The 26,381-nt window shown below is 60.7% G+C and carries 23 protein-coding genes; 15 read left to right on the top strand and 8 right to left on the bottom strand.

Going from position 1 to position 26,381, the window contains the following annotated elements:
- Positions 1-98 precede the first annotated feature (98 nt).
- The 3 genes from V7Z56_RS03210 to V7Z56_RS03200 all read right to left on the bottom strand — a co-directional run bounded on the left by V7Z56_RS03210 (position 99) and on the right by V7Z56_RS03200 (position 4,683).
- Complete coding sequence (locus V7Z56_RS03210; protein ID WP_334127902.1) at positions 99-842, bottom strand: 4Fe-4S dicluster domain-containing protein; 744 nt, start codon at positions 840-842, stop codon at positions 99-101.
- Positions 839-3,835 (bottom strand): molybdopterin oxidoreductase family protein, encoded by a 2,997-nt coding sequence (locus V7Z56_RS03205; protein WP_334127901.1) that lies wholly within the window; start codon positions 3,833-3,835, stop codon positions 839-841. Before V7Z56_RS03205 ends, V7Z56_RS03210 begins: the two co-directional genes overlap by 4 nt.
- A gap of 131 nt (positions 3,836-3,966) precedes the next feature.
- On the bottom strand, positions 3,967-4,683 hold the full coding sequence (locus V7Z56_RS03200; protein ID WP_334127900.1) for an RNA polymerase sigma factor: 717 nt from the start codon (positions 4,681-4,683) through the stop codon (positions 3,967-3,969).
- Positions 4,684-4,983: 300 nt separating this feature from the next.
- On the opposite strand from V7Z56_RS03200, the gene V7Z56_RS03195 reads away from it, so the two are divergent.
- The 12 genes from V7Z56_RS03195 to V7Z56_RS03140 all read left to right on the top strand — a co-directional run bounded on the left by V7Z56_RS03195 (position 4,984) and on the right by V7Z56_RS03140 (position 13,929).
- A complete protein-coding gene (locus V7Z56_RS03195; RefSeq protein ID WP_334127899.1) occupies positions 4,984-5,376 on the top strand; it encodes a RebB family R body protein in 393 nt (130 codons plus the stop codon).
- 54 nt (positions 5,377-5,430) lie between these two features.
- Positions 5,431-5,874 (top strand): hypothetical protein, encoded by a 444-nt coding sequence (locus V7Z56_RS03190; RefSeq protein ID WP_334127898.1) that lies wholly within the window; start codon positions 5,431-5,433, stop codon positions 5,872-5,874.
- Positions 5,875-6,217: 343 nt separating this feature from the next.
- Entirely contained in the window at positions 6,218-6,583 is a 366-nt protein-coding gene (locus V7Z56_RS03185; RefSeq protein WP_334127897.1) for a RebB family R body protein, read from the top strand.
- Positions 6,584-6,618: 35 nt separating this feature from the next.
- Positions 6,619-6,939: a RebB family R body protein gene (locus V7Z56_RS03180; RefSeq protein WP_334127896.1), complete on the top strand. Its 321-nt coding sequence runs from the start codon at positions 6,619-6,621 to the stop codon at positions 6,937-6,939.
- Positions 6,940-7,007: 68 nt separating this feature from the next.
- Positions 7,008-7,349, top strand: a complete 342-nt coding sequence (locus V7Z56_RS03175; protein ID WP_334127895.1) for a RebB family R body protein — start codon at positions 7,008-7,010, stop codon at positions 7,347-7,349.
- A 123-nt stretch (positions 7,350-7,472) separates the two neighbouring features.
- Positions 7,473-7,871, top strand: coding sequence for a RebB family R body protein (locus V7Z56_RS03170; protein WP_334127894.1), 399 nt, complete (start codon positions 7,473-7,475; stop codon positions 7,869-7,871).
- 48 nt (positions 7,872-7,919) lie between these two features.
- A complete protein-coding gene (locus V7Z56_RS03165) occupies positions 7,920-8,252 on the top strand; it encodes a RebB family R body protein (RefSeq protein WP_334127893.1) in 333 nt (110 codons plus the stop codon).
- Between the two features lie 66 nt (positions 8,253-8,318).
- Entirely contained in the window at positions 8,319-8,585 is a 267-nt protein-coding gene (locus V7Z56_RS03160; RefSeq protein ID WP_334127892.1) for a transposase, read from the top strand.
- Between the two features lie 76 nt (positions 8,586-8,661).
- Entirely contained in the window at positions 8,662-10,467 is a 1,806-nt protein-coding gene (gene recQ / locus V7Z56_RS03155) for a DNA helicase RecQ (protein ID WP_334127891.1), read from the top strand.
- 114 nt (positions 10,468-10,581) lie between these two features.
- On the top strand, positions 10,582-11,250 hold the full coding sequence (locus V7Z56_RS03150) for a DNA-3-methyladenine glycosylase I (RefSeq protein ID WP_334127890.1): 669 nt from the start codon (positions 10,582-10,584) through the stop codon (positions 11,248-11,250).
- Between the two features lie 53 nt (positions 11,251-11,303).
- Positions 11,304-12,446 carry a CaiB/BaiF CoA transferase family protein gene (locus V7Z56_RS03145; protein ID WP_334127889.1) on the top strand — a complete coding sequence of 381 codons (1,143 nt, stop codon included), beginning with the start codon at positions 11,304-11,306 and terminating at the stop codon, positions 12,444-12,446.
- Position 12,447: 1 nt separating this feature from the next.
- The gene (locus V7Z56_RS03140; protein WP_334127888.1) at positions 12,448-13,929 is read left to right on the top strand and encodes a DHA2 family efflux MFS transporter permease subunit; all 1,482 of its coding nucleotides are present in this window, start codon (positions 12,448-12,450) and stop codon (positions 13,927-13,929) included.
- A 36-nt stretch (positions 13,930-13,965) separates the two neighbouring features.
- Here V7Z56_RS03140 and V7Z56_RS03135 read toward each other — a convergent pair whose 3' ends face one another.
- From V7Z56_RS03135 to V7Z56_RS03125, 3 genes are all read right to left on the bottom strand, one after another.
- On the bottom strand, positions 13,966-16,053 hold the full coding sequence (locus V7Z56_RS03135; protein ID WP_334127887.1) for a 3-hydroxyacyl-CoA dehydrogenase NAD-binding domain-containing protein: 2,088 nt from the start codon (positions 16,051-16,053) through the stop codon (positions 13,966-13,968).
- A 63-nt stretch (positions 16,054-16,116) separates the two neighbouring features.
- On the bottom strand, positions 16,117-17,148 hold the full coding sequence (locus V7Z56_RS03130; protein ID WP_334127886.1) for an NADP-dependent oxidoreductase: 1,032 nt from the start codon (positions 17,146-17,148) through the stop codon (positions 16,117-16,119).
- A gap of 29 nt (positions 17,149-17,177) precedes the next feature.
- A complete protein-coding gene (locus tag V7Z56_RS03125; protein ID WP_334127885.1) occupies positions 17,178-19,025 on the bottom strand; it encodes an AMP-binding protein in 1,848 nt (615 codons plus the stop codon).
- Positions 19,026-19,158: 133 nt separating this feature from the next.
- Between V7Z56_RS03125 and V7Z56_RS03120 the strand changes: the two genes are divergently transcribed.
- On the top strand, positions 19,159-19,791 hold the full coding sequence (locus V7Z56_RS03120) for a TetR/AcrR family transcriptional regulator (RefSeq protein ID WP_334127884.1): 633 nt from the start codon (positions 19,159-19,161) through the stop codon (positions 19,789-19,791).
- Between the two features lie 32 nt (positions 19,792-19,823).
- Here the strand turns inward: V7Z56_RS03120 and htpX are convergent, their stop codons facing one another.
- A complete protein-coding gene (gene htpX, locus V7Z56_RS03115; RefSeq protein ID WP_334127883.1) occupies positions 19,824-20,828 on the bottom strand; it encodes a zinc metalloprotease HtpX in 1,005 nt (334 codons plus the stop codon).
- A gap of 308 nt (positions 20,829-21,136) precedes the next feature.
- Positions 21,137-23,803: an alanine--tRNA ligase gene (alaS, locus tag V7Z56_RS03110; RefSeq protein WP_334127882.1), complete on the bottom strand. Its 2,667-nt coding sequence runs from the start codon at positions 23,801-23,803 to the stop codon at positions 21,137-21,139.
- Positions 23,804-23,985: 182 nt separating this feature from the next.
- Between alaS and V7Z56_RS03105 the strand changes: the two genes are divergently transcribed.
- Positions 23,986-24,933 carry an AAA family ATPase gene (locus tag V7Z56_RS03105; protein WP_334127881.1) on the top strand — a complete coding sequence of 316 codons (948 nt, stop codon included), beginning with the start codon at positions 23,986-23,988 and terminating at the stop codon, positions 24,931-24,933.
- A complete protein-coding gene (locus V7Z56_RS03100; RefSeq protein ID WP_334127880.1) occupies positions 24,933-26,369 on the top strand; it encodes a VWA domain-containing protein in 1,437 nt (478 codons plus the stop codon). Before V7Z56_RS03105 ends, V7Z56_RS03100 begins: the two co-directional genes overlap by 1 nt.
- Positions 26,370-26,381: the final 12 nt, after the last annotated feature.

Genomic DNA, 26,381 nt, shown 5'->3' with positions numbered 1-26,381 from the left:
CTCGGCGCCGATCAGCAGGAACAGCAGGCCGTAGCCCGCACCTGATGCGGTGGTGAAAAAAAATGACGGATTTGGCCGGATGCATAACGCCTCTACATTTACGCGGATAAAATACGATCGACCCAGCGGGCGAGCAGGCCGGCGGTGCTGTCGGCCACGGGAGTGAGCGCCTCCGGCGCGGCCACATCGCCCGTTTTCTTTGGCCGCGGCGGCAGATACTTATTAACCGGTTTACAGCCCTGCTCCGGCATCAGGTCATAACCGCCCCGGCTCGCGACAAGCCGGCTGACGTCGCTCTCGGGATCACCAAGATCGCCGAACGAGCGCGCCCCGACCGGACAGGTCGAGACGCAGGCCGGCACCCGCGCTTCCTCCGGCAGGTTCGGGTTGTAGATGCGATCGACGCAGAGGGTGCATTTCTTCATCACCCCCGCATCCTCGTCATATTCCCGCGCGCCGTAGGGGCAGGCCCAGGAGCAGAGCTTGCAGCCAATGCAGCTGTCGGCATTGACAAGAACGATGCCGTCTTCCTCCCGCTTGTAGGAAGCCCCCGTCGGGCAGACGGTGACGCAGGGCGCTTCCTCGCAATGCAGGCAGCTTTTCGGGAAGTTGACGGTCCGCCCGCCGCCCGACATGTCGGTGACTTCAAAGCTGTGAATACGGTTAAACCAGACGCCGGAAGGTTCTGATCCGTAAGGATTTGTATCCGTGAGCGGCGCACTATGTCCGCCCGTGTTCCATTCCTTGCAATTGACGGCGCAGGCGTGGCAGCCGACACAGATATCAAGATCAATCACAAGGCCGAGCTGCTTCTGAGGCGGCGTTTTGGGGAGCGACGTCATACCTCTTCCTCCTCCTGCCCGGTGATCCGGTTGCCATGCCCGGGGCGAATACCGCTTGCGCTTCCAGCCTGCTCGGTGCGGTTGCCGATCCAGTCTTTATGCGCTGCGGGCGGCTCGCCGCTTGGCTCTCCTTTCACCTCCGCGCCGTAGCGAAGGATATCGGGCGCCGCCGCCAGATGATCCCGCGCCTGCGGGCTGAACATCGGCGCGGCCTCGCCCGCCTCCCCGTCGCGGCATTTCTGGATCCGCACTTTCAGGTCATACCATGCCGCCTGCCCCGTCACCGGGTCGGCGTTGGCGTAGCGATAGCCGTCTTCGCGGGGCGGCAGCAGCTCGGAGATAATATGGTTGAGCAGAAAGCCTTTCGTTGCCTCGGGCGCATCGTGATCGAGGTTCCACGCACCCTTGCGCTTACCGATGGCATTCCATGTCCAGACGGTATCGCGGTTGACGCCCCGCATCAGCTTCGCCTGCCCCTTGACCCGACTGTGCGGCGAGATGATCCAGATCCAGTCGCCATCCTCAATCCCCGCTTCCGCTGCCGTATCGGCATGTATAAACAACGGGTTCCGCGCGGTAATCTGACGCAGCCAGGCGTTCTGGCTGCCCCAGCTGTGATACATATGCATGGGCCGCTGCGTCAGCGCATGGAGCGGATAGTCCGCCTCCCCCTCCGCAGTCTCCTCGCCGTCCAGCAGCGCCGGATACCAGAAGGGGAGCGGGTCGAAAAACGCCCGTACCCGCGCGCGGAGATGCTCGGGCGGCTGGATGCTCCCGTGCCCCTCGGCGGCCAGGCGGAATTTCTGCAAGGTTTCAGAATAAATATCCATCACGACCGGGCTCGGCATCGCGAGCCAGCCCATGCGGACCGCTTCCTCAAGATAAGATTTATTGGCAAATTTATAGTAGGACTGCGCAGGGGTAAAATGCTTCTCCCAGAAGCAACCGTTCGCAACATAGGCCTCCAGCTGGTGGGGATTGGGCTCGCCCCGCCCCTGGCCCGTGCCGTCCGCGCCGCGCCAGCCGCCGAGCGGGCCGATCCCGCTGTTCCGTTCATGGCGCGTGATGTAATCGGCGTAACTCTCATAAACGGCGGCGCCCGTCTCCGTCACCATCTCCGGAAGTTTCAGCCGTGCCCCCAGATCGAGCAGCACATCCTGAAACGGGCGAACATCGCGGTCGGGCGTCAGGATCGGCTGGCGAATGGCATCGGCCGCGCTATCGGCAGAGGAGATCGGCCGATCCAGCAGCGAAATACAGTCCCAGCGCTCCAGATAGGTCGTGTCGGGGAGCACGAGATCGGCATAGGCGACCGTCTCGGAGGCGAAGGCGTCGGAATAGATGAATTTCGGGATGCGATAGCTGCCGTCTTCGTTCTTGTCCATGAGGTAGCGCGCCGCATCGGGCACATTCATGCTGCTGTTCCAGCCCATATTGGCCATATACATAAAGAGGACGTCGATCTCGGCCGGATCCTGCGCCCAGGCGTTATGGATGACGCTATGCATCATGCCATGCACGGCGAGCGGATATTCCCAACTGAACGCCTTGTCGAGACGGAGCGGATTGCCGGCCTCATCGACCAGCAGATCCTCCGGGCCCTTCACAAAGCCAAGCGGCATCCCGCCAAGCGGCGTGTTCGGGGCCGTGACCTTGCCCGAGGGCGTCGGTCCCGGCGGGCAGGGTTTCGGGAAAGGCGCCTTGTGCCGGAAGCCGCCCGGCACGTCGATGCTACCGATCAGCATCTGCAAAAGATGCAGCGCGCGGCAGGTGTGAAAGCCGTTGGAATGGGCAGAGATACCCCGCATCGCATGCATGGAGACGGGCCGGCCGATCATTTTCTCCTGCCGCCGCCCGGCCCAGTCGATCCAGGGGATATCGAGGGTGATCTCCTCCTCGAACGCGACGGTCGCAATCTCGGCGGCGATGCGGCGGATGGTGGCGGCCTCGATCCCGACCCGCTCGGCGACGCGCTCCGGCGAATATTCCTCGTCCAGATAGCGCTCCGCCATCAGCTGGAAGGCCGGAACGGCCTGCTCGCCGGAGGGAAGCTCGTAATTTCCAACAAGGACGGGTTCGGCGTTTCGATTGCTGATCGGCCGGATCTTGCCGCCCTTCGTCGCGATCAGCGGAACGCCTGTAGAGTCGCGCGCAAACAAGCCGTCATTCGCCGCGCCCGCGTTGCGGATTACCAGCCACGCCGCGTTGGTATAGCGGGCGAGGTAGTTCCAGTCGATTTTCTCGGCGCGGAGCAGCTCGTGAATAAGCGCCATGATAAAGAGACCGTCGGTGCCGGGCGTGATCCCGAGCCATTCGTCGGCGATGGACGAATATCCGCTCCTTACCGGGTTGACGGAGACGAATTTGGCATCGCCCCGCGTCTTCAATTTGCCAAGGCCGATTTTGATCGGGTTGGAATCATGGTCTTCGGCGACGCCGAACATCAGGAAATATTTTGTATGCTCCCAATCCGGCTCGCCAAACTCCCAGAAGGAACCGCCGATCGTATAAATACCGGCCGCCGCCATGTTGACCGAACAGAAACCGCCGTGGGCGGCGTAGTTGCGCGTGCCATACTGCATCGCCCACCAGCCGGTGAAGCTCTGCGACTGGTCGCGGCCGGTGAAAAAGGCAAGCCGGGAGGGATCCTTGGCGCGCGCCGCCGCCAGCCATTCGCCGGCAAGGCGAAGCGCCTCGTCCCATTCGATCTCGACGAATTTTCCCTCGCCCCGCTCGCCCTCGCGCAGCAGCGGCTTTCTCAGCCGGGCCGGGGAATGATGCTGCATGATCCCGGCTGATCCCTTGGCGCAAAGGACGCCCTTGTTCACCGGATGATCGGGATTTCCTTCGATGTAGCGGAGTTTGCCGTCCTTCAGATGCACACGGATGCCGCAGCGGCAGGCACACATATAGCAGGTCGTGTATTTAACCTCGTCCGAGACCACGGGCGAAGTGTCCGCGCGGCTGTCGCGCAGAACGATACCTTCTGGCATTTATATAGCTCCCCAGCTACTTTAGCCGGCCCGAGGGCCGCAAGCACTCGTCTGCATCGTTACCGATTTCACCGGGGCTGTCGATAGAGAACTCCAAAATTATAATGCGCGCAAGGGTGGATTGCGCCCTTTCAGCCGCGGAAGGCGGCGAGCTTGTCGCGCAGGATAGCGCGGCCCTGCTGCACCCTTTTGCGCACGTTGTCGTTGGAGATGCCGAGTTGCCGGGCGATATCATCATACTCCTCCCCCTGCACCAGGCGGAGAATGACGGGGGCGCGAAGTCGCTGCGGCAGGTCATCGATCGCGGCCCGCAGACGCGCACCGAGTTCGCGGTTAAGCAGGCGCCCTTCCGGCGTCAGCTGGCGGGTCTCCAGCATCGCCATCTCGATGTCGCTGACTTCCTTCACCTTGTCATAGAGATTTCCAAGCCGCCGGTTGGCGCGGTGGCGGTCGATACAGATGTTATGCAGCAGCCGCGCGAACCACGCCCGCTCGTTGCTGATCTGGGCGGCATGGGCGGCATATTTCTCATAGGCGCGGAGCGTCGCATCGGCAAAGGCATCCTCGGCATCGGCGGCGCTGATATTCATCCAGATCATGCTGAGCCGAAAAAGATACTCGCGGTGCGAGTTCCATGCGGCCCAGAACTCCTCCGGATCCACCGCCGCCGGCGCCCGTTCCGCCCGGCTCTCCCGCAGCGCTTCCCCTGATGACTCAGTGACCGGGCGGATCTCCGCGCTGAGCGGCGCGAGCGACAGGCGAGCCGGAAAAAAAGCAGGCGGTGCGGCATCTGCCGCCTTGATCATGGACGTGGATTTGGACGAAATATTCTGCCGCAGCGGATTCATGAAGACCCCCCTTGAAGAGTTAAATTTTTTGGAAAAACAAAACGCGACAGGGGCGGCATCAGGCACTCACCACCCGGTTGACGCTTCTTCATTTGGGCAAAAAAATGAACTTTTAAAGTGTCTTTTTTATTTTTTATTTACTTAATACGAGTGTATGCAGGCATAGAAAATACCAAGTAAAATAAATACTAAGCGAAAAACATAAATAATTAATTAATTTATGGTTGATATTATAATATACGATATCTATTTTAATAATTATTCTATGTAAAACAAATATTATTAAGATGGATATCAATAATGCCAGACGATCAAATCAAGAATTCTATTATTTCAACTAATGAAATACTTCTCGGGACTGCAAATGCAAAATCGATGGCGGCAATGTATTTGAACCTTGCCCACGCCACCGGCCTCGCCTCGCAGAATGCGGTCAGCAACCAGCAGCATCTCAATATCCTCGGCGCCGCCGCCGTTGCAACCGGGGCCAGCGGCCTCTTGCGGACAGGTTTCGCCTCGCAGGTCGAAAACCTCTCCCCGGGAGAGCGGCTCGATCTCCTGCAGAAGCTGATGGTGCTGACCGGCGGCGCACCTGCAACAAGCAACGACACCGCCGAGACAGGCACACCGGCAGCCGGCGGAGTCGATGCCGCCGCGGCAACAGGAGGAGATGCGCCCCCTGCCGCAGAATAACCAGACCACAACTTTAAGTACTCATTCCAACCTATTTCATATTGGATTACTGACATGCCCAGCTCATCAAATTCGACGGACGCGCCGTCCGGTAAAATCGAGGACTCCGCGAAATTCGCCATGGGTCTCCTCTACCAGTTCGCCGCCCACTCCTCCGGCCTCGCGCTTGAGAACGCAACCGCCAATTCCAACCTCATGAACAGCGTCACCAATTCCGGCGCCGCGGCGCTGACGGCGCTGAAAAATGCCGAAGCCATCTCCATCAGCGCGCAGAAAGCAACGATCGGGGAATCCTACAACGCCCAGACCGCCGCCATCACCCAGGCGCTGAATGCGCAGACGCAGGCCGCGGTCACCAGCCTGAACGCGGTAACAAGCGCCGGCGGCACCGCGCTCGCCGCACAGACGAGCCAGGATATCGCCGGGATCACCGCCGATGCGGTCGCGGCAACCGCCGTCGCCATGGAAAAAATCGTCAAGCAGATGGGCGGCGCCTGACCCACCGGCCGGGCGGCAAGTCAGCTTGCCGCCTGTCCGCCTCGCGCGGCCCCATTGCCCCGGCGGGGGCCCTTTTGCGCCGCCCTTGTCAAGACAGATCTCGACAGATCCCCCACCCCCTGCCGCGCTAAGTTCGGGCGTCAATCCTCCGGCGGCGGGCGCTCCGGAGCTGCGGATTTCACGGCTTTTCCCGCGAGACAGATCGCATCGGCATTGCGAATTTTCGCGTCGCGTCACAAAGAAATTCTCATTTCGCCGTCACAGCGCGACAGCGCCTTCCGTCATCTCGCCGTGAACGGGTTTCGCCGCGTTCATCCACTGACAGGAAAGAATGAGGTAGGAAATGGCAAATGATACGCCGGTCAACAGCCAGATCACGGATTCGATCACCCAGACCAATTTGGCTGTCGTCGGCGGTGCGCCGGCCCAGTCGATGGGAACCGTCTATCAGATGATGGCGCAGGCAGTCGGCGTCTCGATGCAGAACGCCGTCGCCAATCAGCAGAACATGAACACCATCGACAACGCCATCGTCAGCCAGGGGATCGCGATGCTGTACAGCCTCGACAGCATGGCCGACGCAAAGGCAATGCAGGAGGTCATGTCCGGCAACCTGAATGCGGAAATAGTCCTGGCGCTTAGGGCTATTGTCACAGAGTTGAAGAAAGCGCAATCCGATCAACAGTCCAAGTCCCAATCAACCAGCTAACAGACAGTCTGTTATGACATCAAAGGAGAAAGCCCATGCCAGGGGATACACCAGTCAACGCCCAGATCACCGATGCCGTTACGCAGTCCAACGTCGGAGTTCTGGCCGATGCGCCCGCGGTGGCCATGGCGAATGCCTATCAGGTGTTCGCCCAGGTCGTCGGCGCAAGTATGCAGAATGCGGTTTCCAATCAGCAGGGCGCCAACACCATCGACCTTGCGGTTACGACGCAGGGAACGAATGTTCTCTACGCCATGGCAACCGCCGCCGATGCGAAGGCGACCTCCGAGATTCTCGGCGGCAATCCCGTCGCGGAAGCCCTCACCTCTCTTCAGGCTGCGTCCCGCGCATTCTGATATCCCTTTAACCCCCTCCTTTAAAAGCTGATTACATAAGGAAATAAGCTATGGCGGATAACACCTGGATGAACAGTCAAATCACAGACGCCGTGACCCAGACCAACGTGAAGGTCCTGGGCGATGCCCCGGCCGAATCCATGGGCATGCTCTATCAGATGATGGCGCAGTCCACCGGTATGTCGATGCAGAATATGGTCGCGAACCAGCAGCACAAGAACACCATCGATTCGGCCGTCGTCACCGGCGCCGTCAGCCTGCTCTACACGCTCGATGTGGCGGCGGAAGGCAAGGCGACGCAGGAGATCCTGAGCGGCAACCCGGTTGCGGAGACCATGTCCTCGCTGAAGGCAGTGCTCGCAAGCTTCCGCGAGCCGGCCTCGCCGAACACCCCGCGCTTCAATACCTGAACACAAAAGCCGGGGAAGCGGCGTCTTCCCGAACGGGACCGAAAGGCGCGCGCCGGCGGCACTTTGCCGATCCGGCGCGCGAATTCCACCCCCCGCCCGTAACCCTCAGATCAGGATCATACCATGTCAGGACAGAATAATTCGCAGACGGTCAAATCGGTCAACAGCCAGATCACCGACGCCATCACCCAGACCAACATGATGACGCTCGGCCTTGCCCCTGCGCAGTCGATCGGCACGCTCTACCAGACGACGGCCCAGGCCGCCGGCACTGCGATGCAGAACGCCGTCGCCAACCAGCAGAATATGTACAGCCTCGCGCTCGCTTCAACGACGCAGAACCTTCAGTCGCTGCTCGCGCTCTCCTCGGCAACGGCGGGGCGGAGCACCTCGAGCCTGCTGAACGCGCGCCCCGTTTCGATGGCGCCGCTCGCCTATGTCCGCCCGCATGCCGCCGCGCCGGTCCATGCGCCCGCCGCGCCGCCCGCCGCCAGCCCCGCCCCGGGGCCCGCGAAACCGTAAGGCCACGGCATGACAGGCGATCTATAGGTTCACAGCAGGAGAGCGGCCATGACAACCGACTCATACGTCAACAGCCAGATAACAGGCTCCATTGCGCAAACGAACATGAGCGTGCTCGGCGATGCGCCGGCGGAGGCCATGGCCATTCTGTATCAGCAGATGGCCCACACCATCGGTCTTGCGCTACAGAATGTGATCGCCCAGCAGCAGCACAGCTATTCCATTCACAACGCGATCACCATCGCAGCCTCGCGTCAGCTTCTCAGCACCGACCCCGCCGCCGCCGCAAAGGCCTCGCAAGAGCTTCTCGCGGGCAGCGCCATTCCCGAAAATCTCGCCGCGCTTCAGGCCGTGGTCAGCGAGCTTGGGCGGAAACAGTGACGCCGGGAGCAAAACAATAATGGCCGGGCGTCACGCCGGCAGGAAGGATCGAGAAAGGTCAGTCGGATGGAACGCAGGATCCATACAGAACAGGAAATCGGCCTGATCCTTCGGGAGCTGGCGGACGGGCGACGGATCGACGATATCGCGCGCCAGCACGGCATCTCCCGTGCGACGATCTATCGCTGGAAAAAGCGCGCCGAACGGAGCGGTGAGCAGGAAATCAGCCGGCTGCGCCAGGTGGATGAGGAAAACCGCCGCCTGAAACATCTCCTTGCCGAAGCGGCGCTCGAAATCCAGGCGCTGAAAGAGCAGTTGAAAGCGCGCAGCTAGGAAGGAAGCTGGCGCAGGAGCAGGACGCGCGGCAATAGGTCATTGATCCCGCCGGCAATGGCTGTATAAAGAAGGCATGTCGCCTTCCCCTGTTGATATCCTAAAAGAAACATTCGGCTATCCCGCCTTTCGCGGCCAGCAGGCCGAGATCATCGATCATGTGATGGCAAAGCGCGATGCGCTTGTTCTGATGCCGACGGGCGGCGGCAAATCTCTCTGCTACCAGGTTCCGGCCCTTGCCCTTCCGGGCACGGCGATTGTCATCTCGCCGCTCATCGCGCTCATGCAAAATCAGGTGGAAGCCCTGCAGCAGCTTGGCGTCGCGGCCGCCGCGCTCAATTCCGCGCACAGCCTTGAAGAACAGGGCATTGTCCGCCAGAAGCTGCTCGGCGGTGAGCTGAAACTGCTTTACATCGCGCCCGAGCGGCTGTTCTCGAACGGCTTTATCGATCTCTTGAGGCGCTGCGACATTTCGCTTTTCGCGATCGACGAGGCGCATTGCGTTTCGCAGTGGGGGCATGATTTCCGCCCCGAATATCTCCGCCTTGCCGTGCTTGCCGAAAGCTTTCCGAATGTACCCCGCCTCGCCCTCACCGCAACGGCGGACGCGCCGACGGAGAAGGATATCGTTGAGCGTCTCGGCCTCAAATTCGGCGAAGTGTTTCGCGCCGGGTTTGATCGGCCCAACATCTGCTATCGGCTGGTCCCGAAAGCGAACGGAACGGCACAGCTTCTCGATTTCATCAAAAGCGAACATCCCGAAGATGCCGGCATCGTCTATTGCATGTCACGGCGCAAAACCGAGCAGGTCGCCGAAAAAATTGCCGCGAGCGGGCGCATCGCGCTGCCCTATCACGCGGGGCTTGATCCAGCGGTCCGGCAGGAGACGCAGGCGCGGTTTCTGAAAGAGGATGCCGTCATCATCGTCGCCACCATTGCTTTTGGAATGGGCATCGACAAGCCGGACGTGCGTTTCGTCGCGCATCTGGAACTCCCCAAGAATATGGAAAGCTATTATCAGGAGACGGGGCGTGCGGGGCGCGACGGCCTCCCCGCCACGGCGTGGCTTTCCTACGGCATTCAGGATGTCGCGAAGCTGAAATCGCTGATGCGCAACCCGGACAAGACGCTGGCGCAGCAGCAGCTCGATCGCGGCAAGCTTGAAAGCCTGCTGCAATATTGCGAGAGCGCGCTCTGCCGCCGCCATTTGATCTTGAAGTATTTTGGCGAGAACCCGCCCGAAACCTGCGGCAATTGCGATAACTGCCTCTCCCCGCCTGCGCTCTTTGACGGGACGGAAGCCGCGCAGATGGCGCTTTCCACCATTTATCGGAGCGGCGAGAAATTCGGCGCGCTACATATCATCGACATCCTGCTTGGCGGGGAGACCGACCGGATCCGCAAATTCGGGCATGACCGGCTCAGCACCTACGGGCTTGGCAAGGGCTACAGCCGCGCCGAATGGCAGTCGATCCTCCGCCAGCTTCTCGCCCTCGGGTTTATCAATGTCGATGCGGAAGGCTATGGCAGCTTCTCGCTCGATGAAAGCTGCCGCCCTCTCCTCAAAGGCGAGTGCCGTCTCGAACTTCGCCGCCCGCCTGAGACAAAACGGCAAAGACGCGATGCCGCCGCCCCCGCCCGCGCCTTCGCGAACAAGGAGGAGGAGGCGCTTTTTACGGCGCTCAAATCCGTTCGCCTAGCCCTCGCGAAAGCGCAGAATGTCCCGCCTTATGTGATTTTCCATGACCGGACGCTGATCGAGATGGCGCAAACGCGTCCGCAGACGCTGACCGCCTTTGGCGAATTACCGGGCGTCGGCCAGAGCAAGCAGCAGAAATACGGCCCCGCCTTTTTAAAAGCGATCGAAGAACTCGCGCCCTGACGCATAGAGCATGCGCATTATTGCATGTTTATCCGATGCGCGGGCAATGATATAGATTCTCTCAGGAATATCCAAAGGCTCGATCCCGAGACGGCTGAGGAGGCGGAACAAACGATGATCTCATTTGCTGAAATTGAAGCGCAAGCGGCCGAGAGCGCCGGCGGTATTGACGCGCTCCGCGCCCGTATGCCGGCCCTTAAAAGCGCGGACGAACTTCGCAGCACGCCCGCCGATCGCTATTTCTCAGAGATGAGCTTTCGCATCTTCGCGGCCGGCCTCAACACCGCTATGGTGAAAGGCAAATGGCCTGCGTTTGAGACCGCCTTTCTGGGGTTCGTTCCGCAAAAGGTCGCCTTCATGAATGAGGATGATGTCGCCGGCCTGATGGCGAATGACGCGATCATCCGTCACCTTGGCAAGATCCGCGCGACGGTGCACAATGCCGCGGCGCTGATCGAGGTTGAAAAGCAGGAGGGCAGCTTTGGCAATTATATCGCAAGCTGGCCCGACAGCGACCTCATCGGTCTTTACGCGGATATCACCGCGAGATTCAAACAGCTTGGCGGCAACAGCGGTCCCTATTTTCTCCGAATGATGGGGCGCGATGGCTTTATCCTGACGCCCGACGTGGTCCGCGCCCTCACCAAAATCGGCGTCGGCGAGGGCAAGTTTACCTCCAAAAAGGACCGGGCAGCCGTGCAGGCGGCCTTCGATCGCTGGCACCAGGAAAGCGGCCGCCCCTACGCCCATATCAGCCGAACCCTCTCCATCTGGCCAGGGTGACGACTCCCTTAACAGCAAGAACGGGCATCAAGGCCCGCGATGCAGATAGCAGGATGAAAGAGAATAACAAGATCATGTCCAAACCTCTCGATGGCGTTCTCGTCATTTCCCTCGAACAGGCCGTCGCCGCCCCCTATCTTTCCAGCCGTCTTGCCGATGCGGGCGCGCGCGTCATCAAGATTGAACGCCCGGACGGTGACTTCGCGCGCGCCTATGACAGCGTTGTCAACGGCCAGAGCAGCTATTTCGTCTGGCTGAACCGGGGCAAGGAATCGATCCAGCTCGATATCAAGCAGGCGGACGATCTCGCCCTTCTCAAAAACATGATCGCGAAGGCGGATGTTTTCATCCAGAACCTTGCCCCCGGCGCGGTCGGGCGCTACGGGCTGGATAGCGAGACGTTGCGCGCCGCCAATCCGCGGCTCATTACCGTCGATATTTCGGGCTACGGCGAGGATGGGCCTTACGCCAAAATGAAAGCCTACGACATGCTGGTGCAGAGCGAGACGGGCCTTGCCAGCATCACCGGCACGCCGGAAGGTCCGGGCCGGGTCGGCGTTTCCGTCTGCGATATCGCGGCCGGAATGCATGGCCTTGTCGGCGTTCTGCAGGCGCTTTATGAGCGCGAGCGGACGGGCCTCGGGCGCGCCGTGAAGTCAACGCTCTTCGCCGGCATGGCCGACTGGATGGCGGTGCCGCTTTTGCACTACGAACATACCGGAAAGGCGCCCGGGCGCGGCGGGCTGTCGCATCCGACGCTCGCGCCCTATGAGGCCTATGAGACACTGGATGGCCCCGTCGTCATCTCCATCCAGAACCAGCGGGAGTGGCGTAATCTCTGCGAGCATGGGCTGCTCGACGCCGCGCTTGCCGATGATCCGCGCTTTGCGACAAACGATCGGCGGGTCGAGAACCGGGCCGAGCTTAACGAGACTATCAACGCGATTTTCAGCGTCCTGCCGCGCGAGGAAGTCGTTGCGCGGCTGATGAAGGGCCGCATCGCCTTCGGCGCGCTCAACTCGGTTGCCGATCTCGCGGTGCACCCGCAGCTCGAACGGGTCACCGTCGAGAGCCCGGCCGGCCCGGTGACGACGCCCGCCTCGCCCGTGATGTTTGCGGGCGAGACGCCTGCTTATGGCCCGATCCCGGCGCTTGGCGAGCATAACGAGGCCCTCAGGAAGGAATTTTCCATCTGAAATGGCGAGCGAACGCATCGACCGTCTGCAACAGAAATACGGCGCAGCCTATAAGTGGCTCGCCGTTTTTGCTGTAATTTTCGGTCTCCTCGCGGCCATTTTCTCCTCCACCATGATCAACGTCGCGCTGACGGATATCATGGAGGATTACAATGTGACGCAAGCCTCCGCGCAGTGGATGTCGACGGGCTTTCTCTCTGCCAATGCCGTCTGCATGCTGGCATCCGCATGGCTTTTACAAAATATCGGCGCGCGGCGGACGCTGATGTTCGCCTCCATTCTCTTCGTTACCGGCTGCATGATCGGGCAGTTCGCGCCAGCCTACAATCTGCTGATTTTCGCGCGCGTCCTGCAGGGCGCCGGGGCCGGCATCATCCAGCCGCTCTCGATGGCGCTCGTTTTCATGCTGTTTCCGGAGAACCGGCGCGGTTCCGCGCTCGGGGTCTTCAGCATGGTCATCGTTCTCGGCCCCGCCGTCGGTCCGACGCTTGGCGGCATCATCACTGATCATCTGGACTGGCATTTCACCTTTACCGCGGCGCTGCCGCTCTCGCTTTGCGCGGCGCTCATGGGCTGGGCCTTCCTGCCCGGGCGGGACGACGCGCCGGGCACCGGTCCCTTCAATGTCAGAAGTTTCCTGATCATTGCCCTGACCGCCGGAAGCCTGCTGATCGGCCTTTCCAACAGCCAGTTTCACGCATCGACGGACTGGCGTGTCCTTGTTTTTCTTCTCATTGCGCTCACCGCCTTTGTGCTCTTCCTGCTGCGGGAGCGGCGCAGCAAGTCGCCGCTTCTGCATCTTGCGATGTTTCAAAATCCGAAATTTGCCTCGACCGTGATCATCGGCGCGATCACCAGCGCCGGGATGTTCTCCAGCATCTATATGGTGCCGCTCTTTGCCCGCACCGTGCAGCTCAGTGATGCGACGCATGCCGGGCTGTTGCTGCTGCCGGGCGGGCTTGCCCTTGCCGTTGTCTCACCGCTCGCCGGGCGCCTCGTCGACCTTTTGCCCGCGCACCGGCTGCTGCTCGGCGGCACCATCGTGTTTGTGATCGCGGGCTATGGCCTCACCCATGCCGATCAGGCCAGCCCCTTCTGGATGATCGCGGGATGGATTTTGCTGAGCCGCGTCGCGCTTGGCTTCATTCTTCCCTCCAACAGCACGCTTTCGCTCTCGAGCGTGGAGACGTCGCGCGTGCCGCAGGCCTCGGGCGCGCTCAATTTCTGCCGGATGCTGGGCGGCACCATCGGCGTCAATGTCATTGCGCTCCTCATCACCGCCTATTCGGATCATTATCGCGATGAGATGCTGCGGACGAATAAAGGCGCCGCCATCACGCCCGCGCAGGATATCCTCATCATGACGCAGACCTTTCACAACTGCTTTATGATCTCCTGCCTCTTCTTCGCGCTCGCGATTATCCCCGTGCTCTATCTCACCGTCACCGCGCGGCAGCAGAAAACGAAAAACCCCGCAGGATAACCTGCGGGGCCTTTCGTGATTTGAAGGTCTCCCGGATCAGAGATCCTTGAAGCTCTTGCCCTCTTTGGCGAGCTTTTCAAGCAGCGGCGTCGGCGTCCATTCCTCGCCGCCGAGCGTCTCCTTGAAGCGGAGCAGGTCGTTGTAGATCTTCTCGACGCCGATATAGTCGGCATAGCGCGTCGGGCCGCCGCGATAGACCGGCCAGCCATAGCCATAGACCCAGATCACATCGATGTCGCTCGCCCGCGTCGCGATGCCTTCTTCAAGGATCTTCGCGGCCTCGTTGATCATCGGATAGATGCAGCGCTTGAGGATTTCCTCATCCGTAATGGGACGGCGGGTGACGCCCTGCTCCTTCGCGACCTTCTCGATAATCTCCTCGACCACCGGATCGGGGATCGGCGTCCGGCTGCGCGCCTCGTAGCGGTAATAGCCGGCATTCGTCTTCTGGCCGAAGCGGCCAAGCTCGCAGATGGCGTCGGCGACCGGGCTTTTCACGCCCTTGCCCTGGCGGATGCGCCAGCTCACGTCATTGCCCGCAAGGTCGCCCATGGCGAACGGGCCCATCGGGAAGCCGAAGTCATAGAGCACCCGATCGACATCCTCGATCTTCGCGCCTTCCAAAATCAGTTTCTGCGCCTGCTCGGTCCGCTTTGCCAGCATCCGGTTGCCGACGAAGCCGTCACAGACCCGCACCATGACCGGGATCTTGCCGATCTTCTTGGCCAGCGCCATGCAGGTCGCCATGACGGTCGCGCTCGTCTTTTTCGTGCGCACTTCCTCAAGCAGCTTCATAACATTGGCGGGGCTGAAGAAATGAAGGCCGATGACATAGTCGGGCCGCGAGGTGACCGAGCCGATCTCGTCGATATCGAGGGTCGAGGTGTTGGTCGCGAGGATCGCGCCCTGCTTGCAGATCCTGTCGAGTTTGGTGAAAACCTCTTTCTTCACATCCATATTCTCGAAGATCGCCTCGATGACGATATCGGCATCGCGAACACCCTCAAGATTGGTCGTGCCTGTAAGGAGCGACATATAGCCGTCCATCTTTTCCTGCGTGAGGCGGCCCTTGGCGACAGTCGCGGTGTAGTTTTTGCGGATAATATCAATACCGCGGTCAAGCGCCTCCTGCGACGTCTCGACGATGGTCACGGGAATGCCGGCCTGCAGGAAATTCATAGCGATGCCGCCGCCCATGGTGCCGGCGCCGATGACGCCCGCGGATTTGATGTCGATAAGCGGGGTATCCGCCGGGACATCGGGGATTTTCGCGGCCTGCCGCTCGGCGAAGAAGATATACTGCTGCGCCTTCGCCTGCTCGCCTGCGAGGAGTTCAAGGAACAGCTCCCGCTCGCGCGCGAGGGCTTGCGGGAACGGCAGGTTGACCGCCGCCTCGATCGCCTTGATGCAGTTCTCCGGCGCCTCGAACCCGCGGAAGCGGCGGGCGTTGGCTTTGCGGAAATCAGCGAAGAGGGACGGGTTCTTGCGTGCCTCCTCAAGCTTTTCATTCTGGTCGCTGATTTTGACGAGCGGGCGGCCCTCCGCGACGATTTTCTTCGCAAAGGCAATGGCGCCCGCGACAAGATCGCCGTCGATCAGCTCGTCAATCAGGCCGAGCTTGTGCGCTTTAGGGGCCGGTACATGTTCGCCCGAAGTGATGAGATCCAGCGCGATCGGCACGCCGACAACGCGCGGCAGGCGCTGCGTGCCGCCCGCGCCCGGAAGCAGCCCGAGCTTCACTTCCGGCAGGCCCACCTTCGCGCTCGCCACCGCGACGCGGTAATGACAGCCAAGCGCCGTTTCCAGACCGCCGCCAAGCGCGGTGCCGTGGATGGCGGCAACCACGGGCTTAGTCGAAGCCTCCATGGTGTCGATCACTTCCTTCAGCGACGGCTCACGCGGCGGCTTGCCGAATTCGGTGATGTCCGCGCCGGCGATGAAGGTGCGGCCCGCGCAGGTGAGGACAAGGGCGCTCACGCTGTCATCGGCAATACCCGCCTGAATGCCGCCGAGAATTCCGGCGCGTACACCCTGGCTGAGGGCATTGACGGGCGGGCTGTTTACGGTGACGACGCCGACCGTGCCTTTCGCTTCATACGACACCAGATCGTTAATTGCTGTCATTTCTAACTATCCTTTTAAACATTTGACGTTACTTGTTTTTATTAAAGTCGTACCTTAGACCGTTCAGCGCGTCGGATCGTCGGAGACCTGGACCAGCAGTTTACCGAAATTCCTGCCCTGCAGAAGCCCGATAAACGCCTCCGGTGCATTTTCGATGCCTTTGACAATGTCCTCGCGATATTTCAGCTTGCCCTCGCGAATCCAGCCGCCCGCGTCTTTGAGAAAAGCGGGCTGGTGCTTGAAATGGTAGCTGATGATAAAGCCCTGTATCAAAAGCCGGTGCGTCAGGATAGCGCGCAGCAGCGCCGGCAGCTTGTTCACCCCTTGCGGCAGCTCCGTCATATTATATTGCGAGATCAGTCCGCAGAGCGGCATGCGCGCATCATCGTTGAAAAGCGGGATGACCGCCTCCAGCACCTTGCCGCCGACATTCTCGAAATAAACGTCGATGCCGTTCGGGCAGGCGGCGGCGAGCTTCTCGCGGAAATCCGGATCCTTGTAGTTGACGCAGGCATCGAAGCCGAGTTCGCCGGTCACGAAATCGCACTTCTCTTTAGAGCCCGCGATCCCGACGGCGCGGCAGCCCTTGATGCGGGCAATCTGGCCGACAACGCTGCCGACGGCGCCGGAGGCGGCCGCGACCACGACCGTTTCGCCGGGTTGCGGCTTGCCAATCTCGAGCAGCCCGTAATAGGCGGTAAGGCCCGGCATGCCGAGGACGCCAAGGCCGGTAGAGATCGGCGCGTTCGCCGGATCGAGCTTCATCACCCCTGTCCCGTCCGAGAGGCAGTAGCTTTGCCAGCCGGAATAGCAGACCACATAGTCACCCGGCTTGAACTGCTCATTATTGGAGACTTCGACGACGCCAACGCCGCCGCCGACCATAGGCTGGCCAAGCTCGGCGCTCGCGGCATAGCTTTTCTCCGCGCCCATGCGCCCGCGCATATAGGGATCGAGCGACATATAGATCACGCGCACGCGGAACTGGCCAGGTCCGGGCTCGGGCAGCGGTGTCTCCACCAGCTTGAAATTATCCTCTGTCGGCTCTCCGACCGGGCGGGATTTCAGCAGAATCTGCCTGTTTGTGACGGTCATGACGGTCTCCCTTTCTGATACATTTCCTGTTACAGCGTCAGTATGCCCTCAAGCGGCCTCGCGTCATACAGCGCATCCACGAGATCCGCACGGTTGTCAAGGACAGCGCCCTGATTGATATACTGCTTGTCCGTAATTTCGTTGCGGTCAACCGACAGCGGTTCGGCAAGGACAAGCGCCCGGCCGACGCGTCGGCTGAGCGTCCCATTGTCGCGATTATAGCTCGCAAGCTTTTCCTGAACAGTCTCCATCAGCGCAGGCTCGATAATTCGCTTGCCATCGGCCGAAATTCCCCCCTCGCCTGCCATGACGCGCTTCTGCACGGCATCGGTCGGCACGATCAGGATGCCGATCTCATCGCGGTCATGGCCCGCGATCACGATATCACGGGCGACGGGGTCGAGCGCCCCGATGAGCACAACGCGGAGCGCGCCGGTATTCACCCAGGTACCATTCAGCAGTTTGAAATCCTCGGCGACACGGCCATCGAAAATCATGCCCGCGGCGGGGTTTTCCGGATCGATCCAGCGCACCGCATCACCGATGCAGTAATATCCCTCCGCATCGAAATACTGCGCCGTGAGGTCCGGCCGCTTGTAATATTCCTTGAGCACATTCGGTCCCTTGACGCGAATCTCGAGTTTCTCCCCGACTGGCAGGACTTTCACCTCGATCCCCGGCGTCGGCAGGCCGATCAACCCGACGCGATCGGTATTCCAGTGAACGGCGGTGCCGGTGGCGGATGTCTCCGTCGATCCCCAGCCGGTGCCAAACGCCGTCCGCATGCCGGTATAGCGGATGGAGAGATGCTGAAAGCGCTGGAACACCTCCTGCGGCAGCGCCGCGCCGCCATACTGGCAGAGGCGGACGCTGGCAAAAAATTTGCGCGCCAGCTCCTCATCCTGCTCCATCCGCTCGGCAAGGACGGCGAAGGCGGCAGGAACGCTGCTGAAGCGGGTCGGCTGCACGCGTTTCAGATTTTCAATGGTGCGGTCAAAAAGACCCGGCACCGGCTTGCCATCATCCATATAGATCGTGCCGCACTGCCGCGCGATCGTGAAGAAGTTGACGGTGCCGCCAAAGGTGTGATGCCACGGCAGCCAGCAGAGGATCCGCGCCGGATCATTTACCGCGTCGACCGGTTCGTTGATCAGCGCCAGGGTCTTTTGCGCCGCACAGAGCATGCTATGAGTGTTTGGCACCGCTTTCGGCATGCCGGTCGAGCCGGAGGTGAAGAGCACCATGGCGAGCGTGTCGCCGTCCACCGCATCGAAGGCGGCATCGACACGCGCGCGGTCCGTCTCGCCAAGCAGGTCATGATAGCGGATGCCGCCATGCGCCTCCCCGGTGATCGTGACCACCTCGATCCCGCCCAGATCAAGCGCCGCGAGGGCGGCCGAAAAGGCGTCGCCATCCTCGGCGAAGATGAGACCGGGCGTTGTCAGTTCAATGGCATAACGGAGCTTCGAGAAGTCGCTGCCGAGCAGCGAAAAGGAGGGCGAGACCGCCGTTACGGGAATACCGACCTGAACCGCGGCAAGTTTCAGCGTGGCATGGGCGAAGCTGTTTCCCGAGAGGATCATGACGCCTTTATCGGGGCCGTAGCCTCTTTCCAGCAGGTAGCTGCTGATCCGATCCGCCTCGGCAAGCAGCGTGCTATAGGGAAGTGTCGCCCAGTTATCGCTCGGCGCGCAGCGGACAAGATAGGGGCGATCCGGAAAATCGCGCGCGGCACGGCGGAAATAGATGGCGATATTTTTCTCCCAACTGCCAAGCGGCGTCCGGCTTTTAAGCCGCCAACTCCCGTCATTGTAGTTTTTAACTTCGATGTCCGGAAGCGGCCGGTTTAGCGGACGAAAGGGTATTTCAGATGTCATGAGCGAAACAAACCCCGTTTTTTTTGTTCTATTATGTGTGGCGGACTGTTATTGTGTCAGATAGTGACAAATTGTTGTAACAATTGCCAGTAGTAGAGAAGAAAAAAATAAAAATAATAAGGTGGAATTTCGCATGACCCAGTCCCCGGTTCCTGCGGTTGCAACAGACAGAGCCAGCAAAAGGAAAGAAGAAAAACGCCAGCGGCTATTGTCGGCAGCCCGAAAACTTTTCGTGACGAAGGGATATCACGAGACGAGACCGCAGGATATTGCGCGAGAAGCAGATGTCGCCCATGGCACCTTTTACAGCCATTTTACGGACAAGCGGGAGATTTTCCTCGCCTTCGCGGATTCCGCGCTTGAGGATATGCTCGGCTATGTCTATCCGCGCATTCCGCCGGTGGATACGTTTGAAGATTATATCCGCTTCAGCCTGACCGCTATCCAGGAATTCTCGGAGCAGAACCCCGGCCTGCTGCGCTCGGCGCTGGTCGATACGCGCCTCCTGGATCCGAAAGATACAAGCTCGAAGGAGATCCGCAACCGCTTCGCCGCCGGCTTTATCAACCGCCTGCGCGATGCCCGCCTGAAGGGCGAGCTATACGAGGATGTCGATCCGGAGCTGATCGGTCACGCCATGATCGGCCTGATCCAGTTCTCGGCGCCCGCCGCCTATCGCATGGGCAAGAGCCGGCAGGAATATGTCGATCATATGATCCGCTTCCTGACCCGCGCGCTCGTCAAGGAGCCGAAAAACCTCACCTGACCGGAAAGCGGCCCCCCGGGTTCGGGGAAGGCTCAGCCCCACGGCCCCCGCTTCGGACCGCGGGGCGGTAGCGGCTCCTCCTCGCCCGAAGTTTCGGTATAGGGGGTCGAGCCGTGGCCCGCGCGCCGCGGGCTCGCCGGTCGGCTACTGCCGCCAGAGCGGGCCGCCGTGGGGGAAAACGCCGCGCCCCGTCCCGGCATCATCCGCGCCGCCATCTCCATCAGCTTCGCGACCCGGTTGCCGGTCGCGGGATGGGTTGAGAAGAGATTGTCCGCACCCCGTCCGTTCAGCGGGTTGACGATAAAGAGGCTGGCCGAGGCCGGATTGCGCTCCGCCTCGACATTCTCGATGCCGCGCGCGCTCCGCTCAAGCTTCTGGAGCGCGCTTGCGAGCCATTCAGGATTGCCGCAGATCTCCGCGCCTGTGTGATCGGCGGAATATTCGCGCGTCCTGCTGATCGCCATCTGCACCAGCATGGCGGCAAGCGGCGCGAGGATCATTAGCGCGAGCGTGCCGATCATCCCCATCCGGTTGTCGCGATTGCCGCCGAAAAAGAGCGCGAAATTGGCGAGCATGCTGATGGCGCCGGCGAGCGTCGCGGTCACCGTCATGGTGAGGGTGTCCCGGTTTTTGATATGGGCAAGCTCATGGGCGATAACGCCCGCGAGTTCCTCTTTATTGAGGATGTTCAGGATGCCGCGCGTCACCGCGACCGCCGCATTCTCCGGGTTTCGCCCGGTCGCGAAGGCATTCGGCTGCGGATTGTCCATGAGATAGACTTTCGGCATCGGCAAGTTCGCGCGCTCGGCAAGCGTCGCGACAAGGCCGACGATCTCGGGCGCATCCTGCATCGTGATCTGCCGCGCCCCATACATGCGCAGCACCATCTTGTCCGAATTCCAATAGGCAAAGCCGTTCATGGCAACGGCGATGACAAGCGCAATCACCATGCCGCTGGTGCCACCAATCAGAAATCCGACACCCAGAAACAGCGCCGTAATCGCGGCGATCAGCATGCCAGTCTTCATGTAATTCATACGCGAAACCTCACAGTCAGAGACAAAGGATATGTATGGAAATTACGCCGGATATCAAGCAGATGGCGGAGATATTGCATTCTCAATATTGCCCTATCGTTGCCATTTTTCCGCCCAATTCAACCACCACTTTAGAATGAGCGGTCCTCACCGCTACCGCCCTGCCGCCAGAGACAGGGCCGCCGTTCCCCCGGTCCTCCCCCCGGGTGGAACGCAAGTCGCGTAGCGGGGCGCTCGCGTCACGCCGTAAACAAAAAGCCGACGAGGGTCTGCCCGTCGGCTTTTTGCTTGACCAGATATTTGGAGCCTTACGCTGCGGCGCTCGGTATCTTTTCGAGGAGTGCGCGGATCGCGGCGACCGCCGCCTCACCCTTGTCACCGTCCGGCCCACCGGCCTGCGCCATATCGGGACGCCCGCCGCCGCCCTTGCCGCCAAGCGCTTCAGAGCCCGCCCGCACCAGATCGACGGCGCTGATGTCGTTCGTGAGATCGTTGGTTACGCTGACCACGATCGAGGCTTTCCCCTCATTGCTGCTGATCAGCACGATCACGCCGCTTTTAAGCTGCTTCTTGATCTCGTCGGCCATGGGCTTCAGGTCTTTCGGCGGCACATCCGAAAGCAGTCGCGCGACAAGCGAAATATCGCCGACTTTCTCCGGCGCCTCCGATACTGCGCCGCCGCCGCCGCTCACCAGCTTTTTCCGTGTCTCGGCCAGTTCGCGCTCAAGCCGCTTGCGCTCTTCGATCAGGCCACTGATGCGCTGCCCCAGGTCCTGCGGCGCGGCCTTGAGGACAGCGGCTGCGTCCGCAAGCAGTTTTTCGCGCTCGTTGACATAGTCAAGCGCCGCCTCGCCGGCGACCGCCTCGATCCGGCGCACGCCGGCGGCAAGGCCGCTTTCGCTGATGATTTTAACGAAGCCGATATCGCCGGTGCGGCTCACATGCGTGCCGCCGCAAAGCTCGACCGAGAAATTGCCGTTCTTCATCGCGTCAGGCCCGCCCATGGTGACGACGCGCACCTCATCGCCATATTTCTCGCCAAAAAGCGCCATTGCGCCGGCCTTGATGGCCTCTTCCGGGGTCGTCAGATGCACGGCGACATCGGAATTCATGCGAATGCGGTCATTGACCAGCTTTTCGACCGTCGCGATCTCCGCATCCGTCATCGGTTTCTGATGGGAGAAGTCGAAGCGGAGCCGGTCTTCGGCAACGAGCGAGCCTTTCTGTGTCACATGCGTGCCGAGCGTCTGGCGGAGCGCCTCATGGAGAAGATGCGTCGCCGAATGATGGGCGCGAAGCCGGGTGCGGCGGCCGCTCTCGACATGGGTTTCAACGATATCGCCGACGGTGAGCTCGCCCGCCTCGATCCGCCCGATATGGATGAACAGATCCTGCTTCTTCTGCGTGTCGGTAACCGTCATGCGGAACCCGCCCGGGGACTGCAGCGTGCCCTGATCGCCTTCCTGACCGCCGCTCTCACCGTAAAAAGAGGTCTGGTTGAGGATTACCATCACCTGATCGCCGGCGGCGGCGCGATCCACCTCCTTGCCATCTTTGACAAGCGCAACCGTCTTGCCTTCCGCAACCTCGGTCTGGTAGCCGAGAAATTCGGTCGCGCCGAGTTTTTCGCGAAGATCGAACCAGAGCGTATCGGTCGCAGCTTCGCCCGAGCCTGCCCAGGCGGCGCGCGCAGCTTCGCGCTGCTTCTGCATGGCGGCGTCAAAGCCCGCTTCATCCAGATCCCGCTTCTGACCGCGGAGGATATCTTTCGTCAGATCGAGCGGGAAGCCGAAGGTGTCGTAAAGCCGGAAGGCGATATCGCCCGGCAGCGGCTCGTCCGCGCCAAGTTTCTCCGTCGCCTCGCCAAGCAGCTTAAGGCCGCGGTCCAGCGTCTCCTTGAAGCGGGTCTCCTCGAGCTTCAGCGTTTCGGTGATCAGCGTCTCGGCGCGGGCAAGCTCCGGGAACGCCTCGCCCATCTCGCGGACCAGCGCCGGCACCAGCTTATAGACCATTGGATCCTTGGCGCCCAGAATATGCGCGTGGCGCATGGCACGGCGCATGATGCGGCGAAGCACGTAGCCGCGCCCCTCGTTCGATGGCAGCACGCCATCGGCAACAAGGAAGGAAGAGGAGCGCAAGTGATCGGCGATAACGCGATGCGAGACCTTGAATTCACCGTCCGGATCGACGCCCGAGACGGCCGCCGAGGCCTCGATAATATGCCGCATCAGGTCGATGTCGTAGTTGTCATGCTTGCCCTGCAGCACGGCGGTGATGCGCTCGAGCCCCATGCCGGTGTCGATCGAGGGGCGCGGCAGCGGCTCGCGCCGGCCATCGGCGAACTGCTCGAACTGCATGAAGACGAGATTCCAGATCTCGATGAAGCGATCGCCGTCTTCATCGGGGCTGCCGGGAGGACCGCCGGCAATCCCCTCGCCGTGATCGTAGAAGATCTCGGAGCACGGGCCGCACGGGCCGGTATCGCCCATCGACCAGAAATTGTCGGAGGTCGCGATGCGGATGATTTTCTCATCCCGCAGCCCGGCGATTTTCTTCCAAAGATCAAACGCCTCATCATCGTCATGATAAACGGTGACCAGCAGCTTTTCTTTGGGAAGCCCGAATTCCTTGGTCAGCAGCTTCCACGCAAGCTCGATCGCCTGCTCCTTGAAATAGTCGCCGAAGGAGAAGTTGCCGAGCATCTCGAAGAAAGTGTGATGGCGCGCGGTATAACCGACGTTTTCAAGATCGTTATGCTTGCCACCGGCGCGGACACATTTCTGCGTTGTCACGGCGCGGCTGTAGGGGCGCTTCTCCTGACCGGTGAAAACGTTTTTGAACTGCACCATACCGGCGTTGGTGAAGAGCAGCGTCGGATCGTTCCGCGGGACGAGCGGCGATGAGTCGACCTTTTCGTGACCGTTTGCCGCGAAATAGTCGAGAAAGGCGCTGCGAATTTCTTTTGTCGTGTTCATTTTTCCACCATTGCCGGCCCATGCCGTACCCGGACCCGTGTTGAAGGTCATTTTGCGGCCAGTATTACCGCGCGCCAGCCTCGCTGTCCAGTTGGTTAGCGCTGGCAAAAGCGTGCCGAGCCTGCTATTGAACAGATAATCTTTGATCTGGAATGAACAACAATAAAAACTGGAATTGCCACGTGATATTAATCGACAAAGACCCTGCAAGCGCCATCGAGGATATCCGGACCGGCTTTGAGGCCGCGGGTTACATTTGCGACCGGCATATTGCCACCTCCATCTATCTCTCGATGAAGCTCGACAAGCCGATCCTCGTCGAAGGCCCTCCGGGCGTCGGCAAGACGGAGCTTGCAAAGGCCTCGTCGGAGATTTTCAGCTCCCCGCTCATCCGACTGCAATGCTATGAGGGGCTTGACGAATCCAAGGCGCTCTATGAGTGGAAGTACGGCAAGCAGCTGCTTTACACCCAGATTCTGAAGGAAAAGCTCGGCGATCTGCTGGAAGGCGCGGTCGGGCTGGAAGAATCGATGGAAAAGCTGCACCAGTTCGGCGACAGCTTCTATTCGGAAAAATTTCTTGAGGCGCGGCCGCTTCTGCAGGCGCTGAAGGCGGAGGAGCGAACCGTTCTGCTGATCGACGAGATCGACAAGGCGGACCATGAATTCGAAGCGTATCTGCTTGAAATTTTGTCGGATTATCAGATTTCTGTCCCCGAAATCGGAACGATCCGCGCCAGGAACAAGCCGCTCGTATTTTTGACGAGTAACAATTCGCGCGAGATGAGTGATGCGTTGAAGCGGCGCTGCCTGCATCTTTACATTCCGTTCCCCGATACGGCGCTCGAGCGGCGAATCATTCAAAAGCGTGTGCCCGAGATTGGCGACGCCTTGCGCGCGCAGCTCGTCTCCTTCGTGCAGCAGCTCCGGGTTCAGGATCTGAAAAAGCTGCCAGCGGTGAGCGAGACGATCGACTGGGCGCGGACACTCCTTCTGCTTCACGCCGAAGAGCTTGATGTTGATCTTGTGCGCAACACGCTCAATATCCTGCTGAAGTTTGAGGACGATATCGATAATATGAACAGCGAAGTGCCGAAGCTTATCGCCGAGGCGCGTAAAGAAAGAGTCTGATGGACAAGGCGCTTGCCGAATTTGTCGAGATGCTGCGCTATTCCGATGTTCCCGTCACCATCAAGGAGACGGTGGATGCGGCGAATACCGTGCGGCTGCTCGGCTATCAGGATCGCGAGCTTCTGAAGATCGCGCTCTCGCAGGTCATGGCCAAAAGCATCGACGAGCATGAGGCGTTCGATCGCTGCTTCGATGAGTTTTTCAGCTTCGGCATCAATCCAGATTTCGCCCCCGAGGACGAGGCCGCGGAGGGTGACGAGACGGACGCGAACGGCGACAGCCTGCAACTCGACGGCCTCGATATGCTCGGGCAGGGCATGACCCCCTCGCCCGGCCGCGGGCAGGGCGGCGGCGGGCTTTCAGGTGCACCAACGGGGAGCGGCTCCGGCTCTCCTCTTGTCGATCTCCTCGAGCGCAATGACCGGACCGAGATCGCCATGGCCATGCAGGCCGCCGCAAATGCGATCGAGCTTCAGAATATCGTGCTGATGACCCAGCGCGGCCTCTATTCCCGCCGGATGATGGAGGAGATGGGGCTGAATGACGCGCACCGCGAGCTGTTCCGCCGCGAGCGGGAGGGCGACGAGGCGGGCGCAACGCGCCTTTCCGGGCGTCTCGACATCCTCTTTGAAGCCGTCCGCGACATGGTGGATCGCCAGCTTGCCTTCACCGCAACGGGCAAATCAAAGCGTTTCCGTCAGGATATCCTCAAAAATGTCCGCCTCTCCAACGTCGAACAGCGGGATTTCAAGCATATGCGCGAACTGGTCCGGCGCATGGCGAAACGGTTGACCGATCTCAACTCGCGCGTTCGCAAGGTGAAAAACCGCGGCCAGCTCGATATTCGCAAAACCATGCGGCGGAACGTCGCCTATGATGGCGTGATGTTCGAAACCCACTGGAAACAGAAGCAGAAGGACCGCCCCAAGGTTATGGCCGTCTGCGACGTGTCGGGGTCGGTTGCGCAGGTTGCCCGTTTCCTGCTCCTTTTCCTCTACAGTCTCAATGAAGTGCTTCCGAAAGTGCGCTCCTTCGCCTTTTCCGGCACGCTTGGCGAGGTGACCGACTATTTCAACCGGATGGGACCGGAGGAAGCCATTCCGCTCGCCATCGAGAAATTCGGCGGCCGCTCGACCGACTATGGCCGGGCGATGGAGGATTTCAGGGAGCTCTGCTTCGATGAGATCGACAATCGCACGACGGTGATCTTCCTCGGTGACGGTCGCTCGAATGGCGCCGATCCGCGCGTCGATATCCTGAAGGAAATCAAGACCCGCGCGAAAAGGGTGATCTGGCTCAATCCGGAGCGGAAATCGGCCTGGGGATCGGGCGATTCGGAGATGCTCCGCATTGCGCCCTACTGCACGACGGCGGAGACCTGCAACACGCTCGGCAAGCTCGAGCTGATCATTCGCGATCTGCTGAAAAGCTCGTGACGATGCGCGGCG

It is taken from the genome of Sneathiella sp. (assembly GCF_036844445.1).
Lineage (GTDB): Bacteria > Pseudomonadota > Alphaproteobacteria > Sneathiellales > Sneathiellaceae > Sneathiella.
The sequence above is the reverse complement of the archived record's forward strand: the minus strand, read 5'-3'. Positions and strand labels throughout refer to the sequence as shown.

Excerpts from the sequence above, each read along its gene's own strand:
- V7Z56_RS03210 (WP_334127902.1), bottom strand. The coding sequence starts at position 842 with ATGACGTCGCTCCCCAAAACGCCGCCTCAGAAGCAGCTCGGCCTTGTG.
- V7Z56_RS03205 (WP_334127901.1), bottom strand. The coding sequence starts at position 3,835 with ATGCCAGAAGGTATCGTTCTGCGCGACAGCCGCGCGGACACTTCGCCC.
- V7Z56_RS03200 (WP_334127900.1), bottom strand. The coding sequence starts at position 4,683 with ATGAATCCGCTGCGGCAGAATATTTCGTCCAAATCCACGTCCATGATC.
- V7Z56_RS03195 (WP_334127899.1), top strand. The coding sequence starts at position 4,984 with ATGCCAGACGATCAAATCAAGAATTCTATTATTTCAACTAATGAAATA.
- V7Z56_RS03190 (WP_334127898.1), top strand. The coding sequence starts at position 5,431 with ATGCCCAGCTCATCAAATTCGACGGACGCGCCGTCCGGTAAAATCGAG.
- V7Z56_RS03185 (WP_334127897.1), top strand. The coding sequence starts at position 6,218 with ATGGCAAATGATACGCCGGTCAACAGCCAGATCACGGATTCGATCACC.
- V7Z56_RS03180 (WP_334127896.1), top strand. The coding sequence starts at position 6,619 with ATGCCAGGGGATACACCAGTCAACGCCCAGATCACCGATGCCGTTACG.
- V7Z56_RS03175 (WP_334127895.1), top strand. The coding sequence starts at position 7,008 with ATGAACAGTCAAATCACAGACGCCGTGACCCAGACCAACGTGAAGGTC.
- V7Z56_RS03170 (WP_334127894.1), top strand. The coding sequence starts at position 7,473 with ATGTCAGGACAGAATAATTCGCAGACGGTCAAATCGGTCAACAGCCAG.
- V7Z56_RS03165 (WP_334127893.1), top strand. The coding sequence starts at position 7,920 with ATGACAACCGACTCATACGTCAACAGCCAGATAACAGGCTCCATTGCG.
- V7Z56_RS03160 (WP_334127892.1), top strand. The coding sequence starts at position 8,319 with ATGGAACGCAGGATCCATACAGAACAGGAAATCGGCCTGATCCTTCGG.
- recQ (WP_334127891.1), top strand. The coding sequence starts at position 8,662 with ATGTCGCCTTCCCCTGTTGATATCCTAAAAGAAACATTCGGCTATCCC.
- V7Z56_RS03150 (WP_334127890.1), top strand. The coding sequence starts at position 10,582 with ATGATCTCATTTGCTGAAATTGAAGCGCAAGCGGCCGAGAGCGCCGGC.
- V7Z56_RS03145 (WP_334127889.1), top strand. The coding sequence starts at position 11,304 with ATGAAAGAGAATAACAAGATCATGTCCAAACCTCTCGATGGCGTTCTC.
- V7Z56_RS03140 (WP_334127888.1), top strand. The coding sequence starts at position 12,448 with ATGGCGAGCGAACGCATCGACCGTCTGCAACAGAAATACGGCGCAGCC.
- V7Z56_RS03135 (WP_334127887.1), bottom strand. The coding sequence starts at position 16,053 with ATGACAGCAATTAACGATCTGGTGTCGTATGAAGCGAAAGGCACGGTC.
- V7Z56_RS03130 (WP_334127886.1), bottom strand. The coding sequence starts at position 17,148 with ATGACCGTCACAAACAGGCAGATTCTGCTGAAATCCCGCCCGGTCGGA.
- V7Z56_RS03125 (WP_334127885.1), bottom strand. The coding sequence starts at position 19,025 with ATGACATCTGAAATACCCTTTCGTCCGCTAAACCGGCCGCTTCCGGAC.
- V7Z56_RS03120 (WP_334127884.1), top strand. The coding sequence starts at position 19,159 with ATGACCCAGTCCCCGGTTCCTGCGGTTGCAACAGACAGAGCCAGCAAA.
- htpX (WP_334127883.1), bottom strand. The coding sequence starts at position 20,828 with ATGAATTACATGAAGACTGGCATGCTGATCGCCGCGATTACGGCGCTG.
- alaS (WP_334127882.1), bottom strand. The coding sequence starts at position 23,803 with ATGAACACGACAAAAGAAATTCGCAGCGCCTTTCTCGACTATTTCGCG.
- V7Z56_RS03100 (WP_334127880.1), top strand. The coding sequence starts at position 24,933 with ATGGACAAGGCGCTTGCCGAATTTGTCGAGATGCTGCGCTATTCCGAT.